Raw genomic sequence first — 16,357 nt, forward strand, 5'->3', positions numbered from 1 at the left:
GGGGAGCGCAATGGGGGAAATGTCACTACCGATGGAAGGTTCCTGCCGCTGCGGCAAGGTGCGGATCAGGGTCACGGCCAAGCCGATGATGACAGCGGCCTGTCACTGCGTTGGATGTCAGAAGATGGCCGCGAGCGCCTATTCCCTGACCGCCATGTTCCCGGTCGGGGCCTTTGAGGTTATCGACGGAGAGCCGGTGGTCGGCGGAGCGCCCAGCGAGGCGCTGAGCCATATGTGCTGTCCGGACTGCAAGGCATGGATGTTCACGCGGATCGCCGGAAACGATGTCTTCGTCAACGTGCATCCGACAATGCTGGACGACATGTCATGGTTCACGCCCTTTATCGAAACGGTGACAAAGGAAAAGCTGGCATGGGCCAAGACCCCGGCCAAGCACAGCTTTGAGGGCTTCCCACCGAGGGAGCAGTTCAAGACGCTGGTTGCGGAGTATGCTCAGGCGGGCTGAAAGCGCCCGCCGGGGCCTTATTCGAGGTAGGGCTGCGGATTGACGCTGTCGAACCCGTTGCGGACTTCGAAATGCACATAGGCATTGTCGCCGCCGCGCAGTTCGGCCAATTGCTGGCCACGTTTCACCGTATCGCCCTTTTTGACCTTGATGCCTTCGACATTGGCATAAACGGTCAGCAGGTTGTCGGGATGACGCACGACCACGATGGGCACCTGATCGGCGCTTGACGTGATCGCGGCAACGCTGCCATCGGCGGCGGCATTGACGGGAGAGCCGGGGCTGGCCGCAATGTCGATGCCTTCGTTCTTGCCCTTGGAATAGGTGCGGATGATCTTGCCCTGCACCGGCATGCCCATCGCGGCATTCGACGCGGGATTTTTGGTGGGCTTGTCGATGGTGACAGTCTGGGCGACCTCTTCGGTGCGCGGCGCGACCTTTTCAGCCGGCAGCGGTTTGGCTGCGCTCGGGGGCAGCGGTGTCGGGCTGCCTTCGCCCGGTTCGGTCACCGTGGTATCGGCGACGATCGGCGCGGGTTTCGGCGCGGCGGCACCGGCCACGGGGATCATCAGGTACTGGCCTTCGCGGATCGAGAAATCGGAGCCAAGCCCGTTCCATTCGGCCAGCGACTTGACCGGCACATTGTAAAGCCGCGCGATGGTATAGGCGGTTTCACCGCGTGCCACGCGGTGGCGCACCGGCTCGGCGGTCTGCACCTGTGCGGGTTTGGACGCGGCTGCCGGGGGCAGGGCGGTGGTCTGGACCGAATTGCTTGTGCTGGGTGAGGCGTCGATAGCGCTCCCTGCAAGGCTGGCAATATCCACGCCGGTCGCGGCCGAGGGTTCGGCGACTCGGGACGGCAGGGCAAGAACCTCACCGTCGCGCAGGGTATCGCCCGGCGTCAGGCCGTTGTAGCGCGCCAGTTCCGAGGCGGGCAGGCCGACCCGGTTGGCCACGGCGGTCACCGTATCGCCGCGACGCGCCACGGCCACCTGATAATTCGGATATGAGATCACGCCGCGATTGTCCGCGGCGGGGCGGGTGCCGGTTGCCGACTGGGCCGCGGGGGCCGTCGAAAACGCTCCGATCTTGCCGCGCATGTCGAAATCGAGCGGCTCGTCGCAGGCTGCGAGCAGGGCAAGCAGGGAAACGGCGGTCAGAATTCGGAATGAAGGGCGTCCTGTGGACTTGGTCATCTCGGCTTCCTCAACATGCGCCCCCCTGTTTCGCCGGGAGGTCGCAGCACATATGCTTTCGGTCTCGTGTACCGCTTATGTACCGTCCTTGCCCAGACCTTCAAGGAGGGGGACAAAGCGGACGGGGCGAATTTCGTCATAATCGAACCCGTCTTCGCCGCGACGGACCCGGATCAGCGTCTGCACCGCGTCGGACTGGCCGACCGGTACGACCATGATACCCCCGATCTTGAGCTGAGCCAAGAGCGGTCCGGGCGGGTCTTCGGCGGCGGCGGTGACCAGAATCCGGTCAAACGGCGCCTGATCGGGCAGGCCGTGTGAGCCATCCGCCGTCATCGCGGTGATATTCACAAAGCCGAGCTGCGAGAAAACCTCGTTCGCCTCGCGTACCAGCCGGGCGTGGCGGTCGACCGTATAGACCCGGCGGGCGAGGCGAGACAGGATCGCCGCCTGATAGCCCGAACCGGTACCGACCTCGAGCACCTTGTCGCGCGGATTGATCTGCAGCGCCTGTGTCATCAGGCCCACGACCGAAGGCTGCGAAATCGTCTGCCCGCAGGCGATGGGCAGCGGCGTGTCCTCATAGGCGCGTTCGGCGAAAAGCCCGGTAATGAACATGCCCCGGTCGATGGTTTCCATCGCGTTCAGCACGCGTTTGTCGGTGACCCCGCGCGAGCGCAAGGCATAGAGAAACTGCATCTTGGTTTCCGGGTCGGTGCCGCTCATTCAATCGCTTTCAGCGCATCGAGCGCGTCATGGGCCGTGAGATCCGCGCGCATCGGGGTGACCGAGATATAGCCGTCGAGGTTGGCCTGTGCATCGCTGCCGGGCGCCGTGTTGACGTGTTGCTGGCTGCCCTTGATCCAGAGAAAACGCTTGCCCGACGGGGAGTTATGCGGCTCGACCGAAAAGGTGGTATCGGGACGGAAACCCTGCGTGGTGGCGCGGATGCCCTTGACCTCGGCCCCGGCGACGGGGGGGAAATTCACATTGTAGAACAGCCGGTAGTCTTCGCCGGTGCAGGGCGTGTTGGCAAGGATCTTGCGGATCACATCGGCGCCGTGCTGCTCGGCCGCTTCGAACATGTTCTCGGCCTCGAAAATCTTAGGGCCAAGGTATTGCGAGAGCGCAATCGCGGGCAGCCCCTGCAGGGCGGCCTCCATCGCGCCGCCCAGCGTGCCGGAATAAAGCGCGTTCTCGGCCGAGTTGTTGCCCCGGTTCACGCCCGACAGAACCAGATCGGGGGGCGAGTCGATCATCACCTCGTGCAGCGCGGCGAGCACGCAATCGGCGGGCGATCCCTCGGTGGTAAAGCGGCGCTCGTCCATCTTGGCGAGCAGCATGGGGTGCGTGTAGCTGATGCAATGGGCCACGCCGGATTGCTCGAACGCGGGCGCCACGGTCCAGACTTCGCCATCCGGCCCGGCCAGTTCATGCGCGATCTTGTCGAGCGCTTTCAGTCCGCGCGCCTGGATACCGTCGTCATTGGTGATGAGAATTCGCATGGCCTGCCCCTTTTCGCGCCTTGATAGGCGAGCGGGCATGGCGGAGCAAGTGAAGAGCCGCGCGACAGGTGGGCGCGGCCCTTGTTTCACAGGCGCCGTGTCGTCAGAGACTCAGTTCGCCAAGCAGCCGCGCGGCCTCGTCAGCCGGGTTGGCAAGCGCGTCGCGATCTTCGCCGGGGAAAAAGCGCGCGCGGGTGGCGGTGGGCATCGGCGCGGGGGTCAGCACATGGACGCGGGGGCCGGTCTTGACGGTTTCGGCCTGCCAGCTTTTCGCCATCGCGATCTGCGCCGCCTTGGTCGCGCCGTAGGTGGCAAAGAACTTCTCGCCCGCGCGCGGGTCGTCGAAGAACACCGCCTGGCTCTCGGGGGACAAGAGCGGCGTGATATAGGGGATCAGCACCGAGGTCGCGGTCGCGTTCACGGCGATGGATTTCTCCCAGTCGCGGGTATCGGTGAAATGCGCAGGCGACAGCGGCGCCGCGTGGATCGCCGTATGCAGCCAGAGATCGAGCGTGCCCCACCGGTCGTGAATGCCCCGGCAAAGCGTCGCCATCGCTTGCGGAACCGTGATGTCCATCGGCGCCAGCGTGGCGCTGCCGCCTTTCGCCTTGATGCGGTCATCCAGCTCTTCGAGCGCGCCGGTGGTGCGCGCCACGGCGATGATGTGATGGGTCGGGGCGAGCGCCTCGGCAAGGGCGGCGCCAAGCCCGCGCGAGGCACCGGTGATCAGGGCTGTTTTTGTCATGCGCGCGGGTTTGGGCGCGATTTCCGGCAAGGTCAAGACCTGCCGCGCCGGTTTCGCCCCACCAATGCCGCAACGGGCCGGATCAGGGGATCGCGTAGACCTTTGCGATGTTGCGCTGCACGAGGTGAACCTGCCCCTCGGTGATGACAGCAACCGTGTGACCCGACACCGTATCCCCCCGTTGCACGCGGTGAATGCGCCCGTTGCGGGTACGCAGGAGGGCAATATCGCCCTTCGGAGAGGTCAGAGTTCCGATAACTGTGATATCGGCAGAAGGAAGGGCATTCTTCTCGGTCGCGGTCTGCGCGACGAGGGCGGATGTCGAGGGCATGGAAACCTATGAGGGAGAGAGTCGTTTGCGCGCTCCTCTTCTCAAAGATTAATCCTGGGTTAAAGGGGGAGGCCGCGTCATCCCGGCTGGCTCGGCTGAAGCTTGCTTATGGGGTATCTCCTGCACCGGCCGTCGGCTTGGGTCTTGGGGCTGCGCTGGACGAAAGAACAATGCTTGCTTCCTGTTCTGGCCCACAGTTGGCCGGTCGTCGACTGGGTGCGGATCGCTGTGATTGCTTTGAAAGTAACTCTATTGAAACCGGCCCGGAATACGGGACCTTTGTGCCACGCGGATCATTTCGCTTCCGGCGACGGCGAAGAATGTTGTCTGGCAATTGCAAGAAAGTGATAGCTGCATGACTGCGATCCTATTACCGCCAATGAGCTTCTGGTTCGGCTTTACGTTTCGAAAAGGACGTCATCCTTGGGAAATACGATTCCGGTTCTTTTGAACTACCTCACTCTATGCATCGTTACCTTGTTCGCATTTCCCCTGAGCTTGCTATTCGTCGTTTTCACCCTTGGCGTAGGGCTTTTGGCAGTCCCGTTTTTAATTGTCACAGAAGCTGAAAAATACGAAGTCTTAGCGATTCCGGCCTGGCTCGGGATAATGACCTATCTTTGCTTCTTGCTCTTTACGGTCCTGCGCAAACATACAATCTGGTCCGCCATTATGTTCGCACTACTCTCCTGCTTCTCCACCTATTTGGTTGTCGCTGTGAGCGCTGAGATAAGTTGGAGATGGGCCATGGCACAGGATGCAGAGAAACAGGGCCTGAAATGTATCGAACCCCGAGAGTTTATCGCCTTGCGCGCACGAAAGGCCGGTCTGGCGCTTCATTCGGATGAGCGGATGTTTTACATACCGCACGCAACTGCCTCCAGAGACGGAAAACTGTTCATTTGGTCTTTTGGTGAGACGAAATTCGTTGAATGGGAAGAAAACGGAGCCAGTTGCTGAACAGATATTAAGCGGTCATTCACATGATGTCATAGTGCCTTCTGGCGACGTCGCCATACCTGCGATCCGCTGGGAAGGCTACGAGGGACCGACCGAATACTTTCGCCACCTCCGACGTTATCTATCCGCAATCCTCCGCCACTCTGATCATGCAAGCCCTTTTTCACTTGATTGGATGGGCCTTGGTAGCTGGAATCTACGCGCAGATTGACAAATCAGAGGTATGAGCCAGCTTTTATTCATATACACAGCGACGCAGGATGGGACTGGCCCGGTTGAGCCCGGAGATACGGTGCCCCGAGAGACGTCGACCGAACAGGCAGAAGGAGACTTCCATGGAAGCTCAAACAATCGCCGCCCTTATCATCACGCCATTCGCCGCGGCCTTTGTCTATGCCGGGATCCACGAGTTTCGGCGCTACAAGGCCGACGGCCGCGCGAATTACGGCCTTGTCTATGACGAAGAGACCGGCACGACACATGTGACCGGGATTGCGGAAGACGAAGAGGCCTATGATATCGAAGAGTTTGATCCCAGCGACTACAATGAGCGCAATGCCGAGAAAGAGGAAGACGACCAAAAGACCTGACGGTTGAACTCTTCCGACGTAGGATCGTCATATACCGCGCGGGATTGCTACCCGCGCCGGGGCGGGAGCGCTACTTGTTCGGCGTAGGAAGAGCTACCGGCACCGCCAAACTCACGGCGCCGGGCGCTTTTAAGGCCGGTTACTCGGCCGCTTTCATCTGGAAACCCTGTTCCAGCATATCCGCCGGACGAACCGGGTATTCGCCCGAGAAGCAGGCGTCGCAGTACTGGGGCTGTTTCGGGTCGCGGCCATTGGCCTCGCCGACCGCACGGTAAAGACCGTCGAGCGAGATGAAGGAGAGGCTGTCGACCTGAAGGTGCTCGCGCATTTCCTCTTCGCTCATGGTGGCGGCAAGGAGCTTTTCGCGCTGTGGCGTGTCGACGCCGTAGAAACAGGGCCAGGCCGTGGGGGGGGAGGCGATGCGGAAGTGCACCTCTTTCGCGCCGGCATCAAGGATCATCTCCTTGATCTTGCGCGAGGTTGTGCCGCGCACCACCGAGTCATCCACGAGGATTACGCGTTTGCCGCGGATCAGGGCGCGGTTCACGTTCAGCTTGAGCCGGACGCCCATGTTGCGGATCTGCTCGGAGGGTTCGATGAAGGTCCGCCCCATGTACTGGTTGCGGATAATGCCCATCGCGTAAGGAATGCCGGATTGCAGACTGTAGCCGATGGCCGCGGGCGTGCCGCTGTCGGGCACGGGGCAGACCAGATCGGCATCGACCGGCGCTTCCTTGGCCAGTTCGCGGCCGATCGCCTCGCGCGTTTCATAAACGGAACGGCCGCCCAGAACGCTGTCGGGGCGCGAGAAATAGACATGTTCGAAGATGCAGAAGCGCGACTTGCGGGGGCGGAAGGGGAAATGGCTCTGCACCCCGTCCTGCTCGCTGATCACGACCATCTCGCCCGGTTCGATTTCGCGCAGGAATTCGGCGCCGATGATGTCAAGCGCGCAGGTTTCCGAGCTGAGCACCCAGCCATCGCCGAGCTTGCCAAGCACCAGCGGGCGCACGCCCAGCGGGTCACGCACACCGACCAGCTTGGTGCGGGTCATGGCGACGACCGAGAACGCGCCCTCGACCTTTCGCAGCGCTTCCTCCATGCGGTCGGGGATCGAGCGGCCCATGGATCGGGCCATCAGGTGGATGATGCATTCGCTGTCCGAAGAGGACTGGAAGATCGAGCCGCGCTCGATCAGCTCGCGGCGGAGCGTGTTGGCATTGGTGATATTGCCGTTATGGGCAATCGCGGCGCCGCCCATGGAGAATTCGCCAAAGAAGGGCTGGACGTCGCGGATCGCGGTGTTGCCCTTGTTGCCGGCGGTGGAATAACGCACGTGGCCGATCCCGATGGGACCGGGCAGGGTTTCCATGACGCTGGCCGAGGTGAAATTGTCACGGACATAGCCGAAGCGGCGGGCCGAATTGAACCCGTGCTCGGGATGGTGCACGACGATACCGCCGGCTTCCTGACCGCGGTGCTGAAGGGCATGAAGACCGAGGGCGACGAAATTGGCGGCGTCGTTGACACCAATGACGCCGAAAATCCCGCATTCTTCCCTGAGCTTGTCATCGTCAAAGGGGTGGGCGGGGGGCATATGCGGCTGGGACAAGGGCAGCTCCGAATCCGGTGGCTTGTTTACCCTCCACATAGTCACTCTTTCCGCCGCTGTCATCAAAGGATCACAAATTGCCGCACCGCAGAAGGCAATCGTGAAGATTTTGCCAGGTCGCTGTGCCCTTTAAAGGAATGGGCGGGGCTTTGCGGTTCGGTTGGCGAGGATTTGGGGCCACGGCAGGGATATTCCGCCGGCCTTGCGCTGCTTGTGCGCGGCGGGGGGCTGTCTGCCCCCCGGGCCCCCCGAGAGTATTTCCGGCAAGAGGAAAAGGGGGGCGTTTGAGCTTGTGGAGTTCGGGGTGACCGTGGGGTTATTCGCTGGGGGTATCGGTTGCGGGCGGCGTTGTGTCGACTGGCGTGGAGGGGGCGGCGCATTTGCCGACCAGCGATTCATATTGCTGGGTGATCCAGCCGAGCGCCTGCTCGGGGTTTCTTTCCTCGATCTGGGTGGTGAGGCGGGTGAAGACCTGCGCCGAGCGGCTGTTGTCGACCATCGGGACCGTTTCGGTGGTCATGACGGACTGGTAGACGAAGAAGGCGATGGTGACGAGGAGGATGCCGCGCGCCACGCCAAAGAGAAAGCCGAAGCCCTGATCGAGACCGCCGAGCGCCGAGCGGCGGACAAGCGTGGAAAAGAGCGGGGTGAAGAAGGAGACGATGATCAGGGCGATGGTGAAGACCACTGCGAAAGCACCGATGACCGAAAGTTCGCAGCTGTCGGCGAGGAATTCGCCGACGACCGGGAGTTCGCGGATCAGGGGCTCGACCGCCGGGGCGAAGAGAAAGGCGAGGACGCCTGCGGCGACCCAGCCGAGAATCGCCATCGCTTCGCGTACCAGGCCGCGGGAGTAGGCCAGCAGCGCAGAGAGAACGATGATCAGCGCGACCACCCCGTCGATGATGGTGAAACCTTCCATAAGCTGCCTTCGCCTTTTTGTAATCGTCTATGGGGGGCTTTTACCCGGCCCCGAATACTTCGCCAACAAAACCTGTCAAATCCGTGGCGCGGGTCAGCGACAGACCGCCATCTGTAACGGATTTGCCACCCGCAGGCGCAATCGCGGAGGTAAAACCAAGTTTTTGCGCCTCTTTCAACCTGTTTTCGGTTTGTGGGGCCGGGCGGAGGGCGCCGGACAGGCTTATTTCGCCGAAAACGACGGTTTCCGCCGGAAGTGCGGCATCTTCGCGCGCCGAGAGCAGCGCGGCGGCGACGGCGAGATCGGCGGCGGGTTCGGAGATTTTCAGGCCGCCCGCGATGTTGAGATAAACGTCGAGCCCGGCGAAGGGGATGCCGCAGCGCGCCTCGAGCACGGCCAGGATCATCGCGAGCCGCCCGCCATCCCAGCCGACCACGGTGCGGCGCGGTTGCGAATGGGGCGAGGGGGCGACAAGCGCCTGCACCTCGACCAGCACGGGCCGGGTGCCTTCGATGCCGGCGAAGACGACGGAGCCGGGGCTGGGTTCGCCCCGTTCGGAGAGGAAGAGGGCGGAGGGGTTGGTGACTTCGGCAAGACCGCCGCCGGTCATCTCGAAGACGCCGATTTCATCGGCGGGGCCGAAGCGGTTCTTGACCGCGCGCAGGATGCGGAACTGGTGACCGCGTTCGCCTTCGAAATAGAGCACCGTGTCGACCATATGTTCGACGACGCGGGGGCCGGCGATCTGGCCTTCCTTGGTGACATGGCCGACGAGGATGACGGAGGTGCCGCGCCGTTTGGCGAAGGCGGTGAGTTCATGGGCGGCGGCGCGAACCTGGCTGACCGAGCCGGGGGCACTTTCGACATTGTCGGCCCACATGGTCTGGATCGAATCGATGATCGCAAGCTGCGGGCGTTCGGCTTCGAGCGTGGTGAGGATGTCGCGCAGGTTGGTTTCGGCGCCAAGCTGCACCGGCGCCTGCGCAAGGCCAAGACGCTGGGCGCGCATGCGCACCTGTGCCGAGGCTTCCTCGCCCGAGATATAGAGGGTTTTCAGCCCGCTTTCGGCAAAGCGTGCGGCGGCCTGCAAGAGCAGGGTGGATTTGCCGATGCCGGGGTCGCCACCGACGAGGATCGCAGAGGCGGGCACGAGACCGCCGCCGAGTACGCGGTCGAGTTCCTCGATGCCGGAATGGGTGCGCGGGGGCGGGGTTTCCTCGGTTGCGAGCGAGGTGAGCGGGATGGAGCTGCCGCGTTTTGCGCCGAGCGATTTCGAGGCGGGACCGGCCGAAAGCGGAGTTTCCTCGTGGATCGTGTTCCATTCGCCGCAGGCTTCACACCGGCCTGACCATTTGGTCGAGGTGGCGCCGCAGGCGGAACAGATGAAAGTCTTGGATTTAGCCATGCTGTCTTGTGCCGCCTGTTCGTTTGGCCGTCAAATGGCTGATCGCCAGAGAGGCGAGCACGCAGGCCGTGAAAAGATAGAGCCCCCAGGCGATTTCAATCCGCGCCAGCCCGATGCCCTTGGCGATGACCACGTAGAGGGCGATCAGGAAGACATCAGCCATAGCGAGTTTGCCCAAGGCTTCGAGCACCGGGAGTACGCGTCGCCGCAACATGCCGAAATGGATCAGGGCGAGACCGATGGTTTTCATATAGGGCGCGAAGATCGCGAGGAAGGTGACGAGCAGGGCGAGGATCACGTCGCTGCGCCAGAGCGATTGCAGCCCCGAAATCACGCTGATTTCCGACAGGCCGAACAGCGGCAGCGCGATGCCCGCCCGCATCAAGGGTGCAAACCAGGCGAGGGGGAACAGAACCAGCAGCGTCAGGTTGGCGAGGCGGAGAAGCATGATCGGCTTTCAGGGAGCGGTTGACCCTTGGTATTGAGGTCGCGGGTCAAGCGCAAGTCCGCGCGGTGCGGGATAAATTTCTGTTCAGAAATTTCCCAAGAAAATTGAATTTTCTTGCCCTCTTAGCGGACGGCAGCGATTGGCCCTTCGGCGCGGCCATGGATGAACTGGTCGAGATAGGGATCGCCCGAGGCATCCATCTGCGACACCGGACCGGTCCATTTGATCACACCCTCATGCAGCATCGCCACGTTATCCGCAATCGCGCGCACGCTGGTCATGTCATGGGTGATGGTCATCGCGGTCGCACCCATTTCCACGACGATCTCGCGGATCAGGTCGTTGATCACCCCGGCCATGATCGGATCAAGCCCGGTGGTCGGTTCGTCGAAAAAGATGATCTCGGGATCGGCGGCGATGGCGCGCGCGAGGCCGACGCGTTTCTGCATGCCCCCCGAAAGTTCGGCGGGCAGCTGGTCGGCGGTTTCCGGCTTCAGCCCGACGCGGCGCAGTTTCTCTATGGCAAGCTCGCGCGCCTCGGCCTGCGGTTTCTTGAGCGAGCCGCGCAGGTGGCGAAAGGCCACGTTCTGCCAGACCGGCAGCGAGTCAAACAGCGCACCGCCCTGGAACAGCATACCGAAACGGGCGAGGAACGCGTCCCTGTCGCCGGTGGTGGCATCCTGCCCGTCGACCTTGATGGTGCCGCTGTCAGGCGTCACCAGCCCGAGGATACATTTCAGCGCCACGGATTTCCCGGTGCCGGAGCCGCCGATGATCACCATCGAGGTGCCGCGCTCCACGTTCAGTGTCAGCCCGCGCAGCACGCGATTGTCGCCAAAGCGTTTATGAAGGTTGTCGAGTTCGATCATTGCTAGAAAAACATCCCCGTCAGCACGAAGTTGGCGGCAAGGATCAGGATCGCGGCGGCTTCGACGCTGTTCTTGGTGGCCTGGCCTACGCCCTGCGCGCCGCGTTCGGATTTCATCCCATAGTAGCATCCCATCAGCGCGGCGATCACGCCAAAGGCGGCCCCTTTGACGAGGCTCGAAATCACGTCGAGCGGTTCAAGGAAATTGACCGTGTTCTTGAGATAGGTCGCGGGGTTGAACCCGAGGTTCTGCACCGCCACCGTATAACCACCCGCGATCCCGATGATATCGCCGATCCCGACCAGCATCGGCACGGTGATCAGCGCGGCCAGCAGGCGCGGCACCACGAGGTATTTCATCGGGTTGGTCGAAAGCGTCACCAGCGCGTCAATCTGCTCGGTCACTTTCATCGTCGCGATTTCCGCCGCGATGGAGGAGGTCACCCGCGCGGCGATCATCAGCCCGACCAGAACAGGGCCTAGTTCGCGCACCATGCCGATGGCGACGATCTGCGGCACCACTGCCTCGGCGCTGAAGCGCGAGCCGCCCGAATAAATCTGCAGGGCCAGCGCGCCGCCGGTAAAAATCGCAGTCAGGCCCACCACCGGCAGGGACAGCCAGCCGATGTTCAGTAGCGCCACGCCAAGTTCCTTTGTGTAAAACGGCGGGCGCAGGATATGGCTGAAACTGCGCGCCATGAAGATGGCGACCTTGCCGATGGTCCCGCATATTCCAAGGGCGAGCGCCCCGATAAAGGCCAGTGGGTGCAGCAGGGCGCTCATTTCACGAAGCTCCGGCTGTAGCGCCCGCCAAGGTTGGTCAGCACCTCGTAGCCGATTGTCCCGGCTGCGGCTGCCAGATCGTCGACACCCTGATGCGGGCCGAGGATTGTGAGGTAGTCCGGGTCGCCCTCAAGCGCGGAGACATCGACGGTGATGAGATCCATCGAAACGCGCCCGACCACGGGGCAGGGGGTGGCGCCGGAATAAACGATGGCGCTGTTGCCCATCACCCGGAACAGCCCATCCGCATAGCCCGCGGCAATCGTCGCCACACGGGTGGCCTGTTTCGCCGTCCAAGTATTGCCATAGCCGACGGTTTCATCCGGGTCCACGTCGCGCACCTGGATAACGGGCAGGTCGAGCGTGACAACGTGTTCGGCCTCGGCAAAGGGCTGGCCGCCGTAAAGACCGACACCGGGACGGGTCAGGTCGAAATGATAGGCGGGGCCCAGCAGGATGCCACCGGTGGCCGAAAGCGAGCGCGGCACGCGCAGCCCGCTGGTCATGTCGAGAAAGGTGTCAAGCTGGCGCTCGTTCATCGCATGGCCCGGCTCATCCGCGCAGGCAAGGTGCGACATGATCAACACCGGGTTCTGCGACAGGGCGATCTCGCGCAGCGCCGCCCATTCCGAGGCTTCCATGCCCAGCCGGTTCATGCCCGTGTCGAGCTGGATGCCAAAGGGATGGCCGGGCAGCGCCTCGACATGGCGCAGCATCTGGTCGACCGAGTTCAGCATCGGCGTCAGGTCATGATCGCGGATCAGCGCCGTGTCGCCTTCCATATGGCCGGAGAACACCCCGATCATCGGCCCCGGCCCAAGCGCGGCCCGCACCACCGCGCCTTCTTCGGCGGCGGCCACGAAAAAGCGTCGTGCGCCCGCCTCGGCGAGTGCCCGCGCGACGCGTCCCGCGCCAAGCCCATAGCCATCGGCCTTGACCACAGCGCCGGTTTCGCTGCGGCTTTTGGAGTCGAGGGTTTGCCAGTTTCTGGCCAGTGCGGCCAGATCGATCGTAAGGTGTCCAGTGCTCATGGGGCCGTTCTTGACACGGGGGGCGGGGGCGTCAAGCACAAACACCTGTTGAGGTAGCGACAGTTTGCTTAAGGCAAGGAAAAGTCCCGCTGATTGCGCTGCCAGAGCTTTTCGCCCACGAGGCAGTCATAGCCGCTCGCCGGGATAATCCGGTGCTGAGCCGGCACATCGTTTCCGGCGATTTCCAACACCAGCTTGCGCTGTACGGCCTCGGCGAACTGGTCCCAGCTCAGCACCGGCACCACGAATGAGCCCGGCCCCCCGATCACGCATTCGCGGTAATAGACGTCGAGATCGGGAATGCCCCAGCGTGAGGAGAATTCGTCCTGCGTCATCAGTGGCAGACCATTGATGACGATCCCCTTGGCCAGCGCCGCATCACGCGCGCCCAGCACGGGCAGACCGTGATTGTTCGGCCCGTCGCCGGAAATGTCTATTACCCGGCGCAGACCCGAGAATTCGTTCAGTTCAAAAGCTTCGACCGCATAGTCCAGCGCACCCGAGATCGAGGTGCGGCGCATCCCGTAATTGAAGATCACGGTCAGCTTTTCGGCGACCTCGTCCGCCTGCTCGTTGGTGTCGATCAGCGTCCAGGGAATGATCACGGTCTGCGAACCTTGCCCGGCCCATTCAACGTAGGTCAGCGCGATCCGTCCGATCATCCCGCCGCCGATTGCGTCCTTGACCTCATCGCTGCCGAGGGCGGCCGCATAGCCACGGCGCTGGATTTCGAGTTCGAAGGGCGACATCGAGCGGGAGACGTCGACGGCGAGAAACAGCTCGACATCGACTTCCAGATTCTCGTTCTGCGCAGCCAGCCCGGTGGCGGTCAGGAGACAGGACAGGAAAGGGGCGAGCACGCGCAGCATGGTTCATTTGCGCCCAGCCCGGTCTGTGCTGTCCAGTCAAATTCCTGTGGGTTGGGGGATTCCGCTCAACCTTGGCGTGTATGCCCGATTTACGCTCAGAATTCAGCCTCGCCGCCACCCTGTTGCCAGGGTTTGACAAGGTTGCCAAAGCGGGTGAACTGCGCTTCAAAGCTCAGTTCGACCGTGCCGATGGGCCCATGGCGCTGCTTGCCGATGACGACTTCGGCCTTGCCGTGTAGGCGTTCCATCTCTTCGATCCACTGCGCCATCGCCTCGACATTCTCTTCGCCAGGCTTTTCGCGTTCTTTATAGTATTCGCCCCGGTACACGAACATCACCACGTCCGCGTCCTGTTCGATCGAGCCCGATTCACGAAGGTCGGAAAGCTGCGGTCGTTTATCGTCGCGGGATTCAACCTGACGCGACAGCTGCGACAGTGCGATGACCGGGATGTTCAGCTCTTTCGCGATGGCCTTCATGCCCATGGTGATTTCGCTGATCTCGTTCACCCGGTTGTCGGACCGGCCGGTGCCGCGCACAAGCTGAAGATAATCGATGATCAGCACGTCGAGCCCCTGCGTCCGTTTCAGACGCCGCGCCCGTGCGGCCAGCTGCGAAATCGGCAGGGCAGGCGTGTCGTCGATATAGAGCGGGCAGGCTTCCAGCGCCTTTGCCGCTTCGACGAAACGGCGGAACTCACCCTCGGTCATGTCACCCTGACGAATCTTGTGCGAGGAAATCTCCGAGGCTTCGGCGAGGATACGCCCGGCCAGCTGCTCGGCACTCATTTCCAGCGAATAGAATCCGACGACACCGCCCTGAACCGCGCCTTCGGTGCCATCGGGCAGGCGGCCCCTCTTGTAGGCCTTGGCGACGTTGAAGGCGATGTTCGTGGCAAGCGAGGTTTTCCCCATCGAGGGACGCCCGGCAAGGATCAGAAGGTCAGACTTGTGTAACCCGCCCAGCTTGTTGTCGAGATCGGTCAGACCGGTGGAAATCCCGGCCAGCCCGCCGTCGCGCTGGTAGGCGGCGTTGGCGACATTGACCGCCTCCGTCACCGCCTTGAGAAAGCTCTGGAAACCGCTTTCAGCCTTGCCCTGTTCCGACAGTTTGTAGAGATGCTGTTCCGCCTCGACGATCTGCTCGCGCGGTTCGCTGGCCACATCCACGCGGCCTGCCTTGTCGGCGATATTGTGGCCCAGTCCGATCAGCTCGCGCCGGATCGCGAAATCATAGATCATCTGCGCATAGTCACGCACTGCAAAGGCGCTGATCGCGGTCCCTGCCAGCCGGGCCAGATAGGCCGAGCCGCCCAGTTCCTTGAGCCCCTCGTCGTCTTCCAGAAACGCCTTGAGCGTCACCGGCGAGGCAAGCTGGTTCTTGGCGATCCGCGCCGAGGCGACCTCGTAGATGCGGGCATGGACCGGGTCATAGAAATGGTCCGCCGTGATGACCGAGGCAACCCGGTCATAAATGTCGTTGTTGTTCAGGATCGCCCCAAGCAACTGCTGCTCGGCTTCGACGGAATGCGGCATGGCATCCTGCGGTTCGGCCTTGGATTCGGTCGCGTCGAAACTGGTGATCGTGTTCATGTCGCCTCTCGAAAATCGCCGCGTCCGCGCGGTCTCTCTATGGTTCGAAGTGCATAGCCCATGCGTTGCAGCCGGCGCAAATTGTATAAAATGTGGATAATTTTAACGAACCCGGCTTGAGGACTTATATTGCATCAGCACCGGTCAACCGGTCAATATCTGGTAGGTCACCCCAACAGAAACACCGGGGCACTTGCCTGTTGAACTGGCGGAAAAAGGCTCAGCTCTTTTGTCTGGCGTCCTGCCATGCGCGCGGGTTGTTGAGGAACGTCTCGACCTCGGACAGCGTCGTTTCCGAGAAGGCGCCCGAGCTTTTTGCCTCGGCCAGGACGTCCCACCAGGTGCAGAGGTGGTGCAGCTGAACGCCATGATCCGACAGGGTTTTGATCGTCTCGGGGAAGATGCCGTAATAGAAGATTACCGCCGTATGGGCACAGCTCGCGCCGGTTTCGCGAATCGCGTCCACAAAGCTGAGTTTTGAGCCGCCGTCGGTGGTCAGGTCCTCGACCAGCAGCACGCGCTCGCCTTCGGTCATCACGCCTTCGATTCGGGCGTTGCGGCCATAGCCCTTGGGTTTCTTGCGCACATAGGTCATCGGCAGGCCCATGCGTTCTGCCACCAGCGCGGCAAAGGGAATGCCGGCCGTTTCGCCCCCGGCGATATTGTCGAACGCCTCGAACCCGGCGTCGCGCATGATCGTCACGGTCAGGAAATCCATCAGCGTCGCGCGGATGCGCGGATAAGAGATCAGCTTGCGGCAATCGATATAGGTCGGGCTGGGCAGACCCGAGGCAAGCGTAAAGGGTTCGTCCGCGTTCAGGTGTACCGCGCCGATTTCCAGCAGCATCCGCGCGCTCAGGCGGGCAATCTCTTCGCGGGGCGGAAAGGCGGTCGGAATCATGGCAGGGGTCCTGTTGTTGGCGGCAAACGGCGTTTCCTGCGCATAGAACAGCCCCGCAAAAAAGAAAAGCCCGCCCCGGTGGCAGGCGGGGCGGGGTCCGGGCCAACACGCGGTATCGCGGGGCCGACCGTCC

The 16,357-nt window shown here is 62.4% G+C and carries 18 protein-coding genes; 3 read left to right on the top strand and 15 right to left on the bottom strand.

Annotated features, from left to right (window positions below):
* The first annotated feature begins 10 nt into the window (after positions 1 to 10).
* Positions 11 to 466, top strand: a complete 456-nt coding sequence (locus tag ACU0FH_RS14615; protein WP_446195385.1) for a GFA family protein — start codon at positions 11 to 13, stop codon at positions 464 to 466.
* A 17-nt stretch (positions 467 to 483) separates the two neighbouring features.
* Here ACU0FH_RS14615 and ACU0FH_RS14620 read toward each other — a convergent pair whose 3' ends face one another.
* The 5 genes from ACU0FH_RS14620 to ACU0FH_RS14640 form a co-directional block, all read right to left on the bottom strand.
* Positions 484 to 1,662, bottom strand: a complete 1,179-nt coding sequence (locus ACU0FH_RS14620; RefSeq protein ID WP_446195386.1) for a LysM peptidoglycan-binding domain-containing protein — start codon at positions 1,660 to 1,662, stop codon at positions 484 to 486.
* A gap of 75 nt (positions 1,663 to 1,737) precedes the next feature.
* Positions 1,738 to 2,388 carry a protein-L-isoaspartate(D-aspartate) O-methyltransferase gene (locus tag ACU0FH_RS14625; protein WP_088635155.1) on the bottom strand — a complete coding sequence of 217 codons (651 nt, stop codon included), beginning with the start codon at positions 2,386 to 2,388 and terminating at the stop codon, positions 1,738 to 1,740.
* On the bottom strand, positions 2,385 to 3,167 hold the full coding sequence (surE, locus tag ACU0FH_RS14630; protein WP_446195387.1) for a 5'/3'-nucleotidase SurE: 783 nt from the start codon (positions 3,165 to 3,167) through the stop codon (positions 2,385 to 2,387). Before surE ends, ACU0FH_RS14625 begins: the two co-directional genes overlap by 4 nt.
* 103 nt (positions 3,168 to 3,270) lie before the next feature.
* The gene (locus ACU0FH_RS14635) at positions 3,271 to 3,912 is read right to left on the bottom strand and encodes an SDR family NAD(P)-dependent oxidoreductase (RefSeq protein WP_446195388.1); all 642 of its coding nucleotides are present in this window, start codon (positions 3,910 to 3,912) and stop codon (positions 3,271 to 3,273) included.
* Positions 3,913 to 3,994: 82 nt separating this feature from the next.
* On the bottom strand, positions 3,995 to 4,243 hold the full coding sequence (locus ACU0FH_RS14640; protein ID WP_088635153.1) for a hypothetical protein: 249 nt from the start codon (positions 4,241 to 4,243) through the stop codon (positions 3,995 to 3,997).
* A 423-nt stretch (positions 4,244 to 4,666) separates the two neighbouring features.
* Here ACU0FH_RS14640 and ACU0FH_RS14645 point away from each other — a divergent pair, with 423 nt between their 5' ends.
* On the top strand, positions 4,667 to 5,203 hold the full coding sequence (locus ACU0FH_RS14645) for a hypothetical protein (protein WP_446195389.1): 537 nt from the start codon (positions 4,667 to 4,669) through the stop codon (positions 5,201 to 5,203).
* 335 nt (positions 5,204 to 5,538) lie between these two features.
* Entirely contained in the window at positions 5,539 to 5,793 is a 255-nt protein-coding gene (locus ACU0FH_RS14650; protein WP_446195390.1) for a hypothetical protein, read from the top strand.
* A gap of 139 nt (positions 5,794 to 5,932) precedes the next feature.
* Here the strand turns inward: ACU0FH_RS14650 and purF are convergent, their stop codons facing one another.
* The 10 genes from purF to ACU0FH_RS14700 all read right to left on the bottom strand — a co-directional run bounded on the left by purF (position 5,933) and on the right by ACU0FH_RS14700 (position 16,224).
* The gene (gene purF, locus ACU0FH_RS14655; RefSeq protein ID WP_446195617.1) at positions 5,933 to 7,390 is read right to left on the bottom strand and encodes an amidophosphoribosyltransferase; all 1,458 of its coding nucleotides are present in this window, start codon (positions 7,388 to 7,390) and stop codon (positions 5,933 to 5,935) included.
* A gap of 331 nt (positions 7,391 to 7,721) precedes the next feature.
* Positions 7,722 to 8,327, bottom strand: a complete 606-nt coding sequence (locus ACU0FH_RS14660; protein WP_238369085.1) for a CvpA family protein — start codon at positions 8,325 to 8,327, stop codon at positions 7,722 to 7,724.
* A gap of 40 nt (positions 8,328 to 8,367) precedes the next feature.
* A complete protein-coding gene (gene radA, locus ACU0FH_RS14665) occupies positions 8,368 to 9,732 on the bottom strand; it encodes a DNA repair protein RadA (RefSeq protein ID WP_446195391.1) in 1,365 nt (454 codons plus the stop codon).
* Positions 9,725 to 10,180 carry a paraquat-inducible protein A gene (locus tag ACU0FH_RS14670; RefSeq protein ID WP_238369083.1) on the bottom strand — a complete coding sequence of 152 codons (456 nt, stop codon included), beginning with the start codon at positions 10,178 to 10,180 and terminating at the stop codon, positions 9,725 to 9,727. The genes radA and ACU0FH_RS14670 overlap by 8 nt, the downstream gene beginning before the upstream one ends.
* A gap of 122 nt (positions 10,181 to 10,302) precedes the next feature.
* Positions 10,303 to 11,049: an ABC transporter ATP-binding protein gene (locus tag ACU0FH_RS14675; RefSeq protein ID WP_088635147.1), complete on the bottom strand. Its 747-nt coding sequence runs from the start codon at positions 11,047 to 11,049 to the stop codon at positions 10,303 to 10,305.
* 2 nt (positions 11,050 to 11,051) lie between these two features.
* Entirely contained in the window at positions 11,052 to 11,831 is a 780-nt protein-coding gene (locus ACU0FH_RS14680) for an MlaE family ABC transporter permease (protein WP_446195393.1), read from the bottom strand.
* Positions 11,828 to 12,862, bottom strand: a complete 1,035-nt coding sequence (alr, locus tag ACU0FH_RS14685) for an alanine racemase (RefSeq protein ID WP_446195394.1) — start codon at positions 12,860 to 12,862, stop codon at positions 11,828 to 11,830. The genes ACU0FH_RS14680 and alr overlap by 4 nt, the downstream gene beginning before the upstream one ends.
* 68 nt (positions 12,863 to 12,930) lie before the next feature.
* Positions 12,931 to 13,731, bottom strand: a complete 801-nt coding sequence (locus ACU0FH_RS14690; protein ID WP_446195395.1) for a DUF1194 domain-containing protein — start codon at positions 13,729 to 13,731, stop codon at positions 12,931 to 12,933.
* Positions 13,732 to 13,826: 95 nt separating this feature from the next.
* Positions 13,827 to 15,323, bottom strand: a complete 1,497-nt coding sequence (locus ACU0FH_RS14695; protein WP_446195396.1) for a replicative DNA helicase — start codon at positions 15,321 to 15,323, stop codon at positions 13,827 to 13,829.
* Between the two features lie 220 nt (positions 15,324 to 15,543).
* The gene (locus ACU0FH_RS14700; RefSeq protein WP_446195397.1) at positions 15,544 to 16,224 is read right to left on the bottom strand and encodes an orotate phosphoribosyltransferase; all 681 of its coding nucleotides are present in this window, start codon (positions 16,222 to 16,224) and stop codon (positions 15,544 to 15,546) included.
* Positions 16,225 to 16,357: the final 133 nt, after the last annotated feature.

The sequence above is a fragment of the Heliomarina sp. genome (assembly GCF_052826185.1).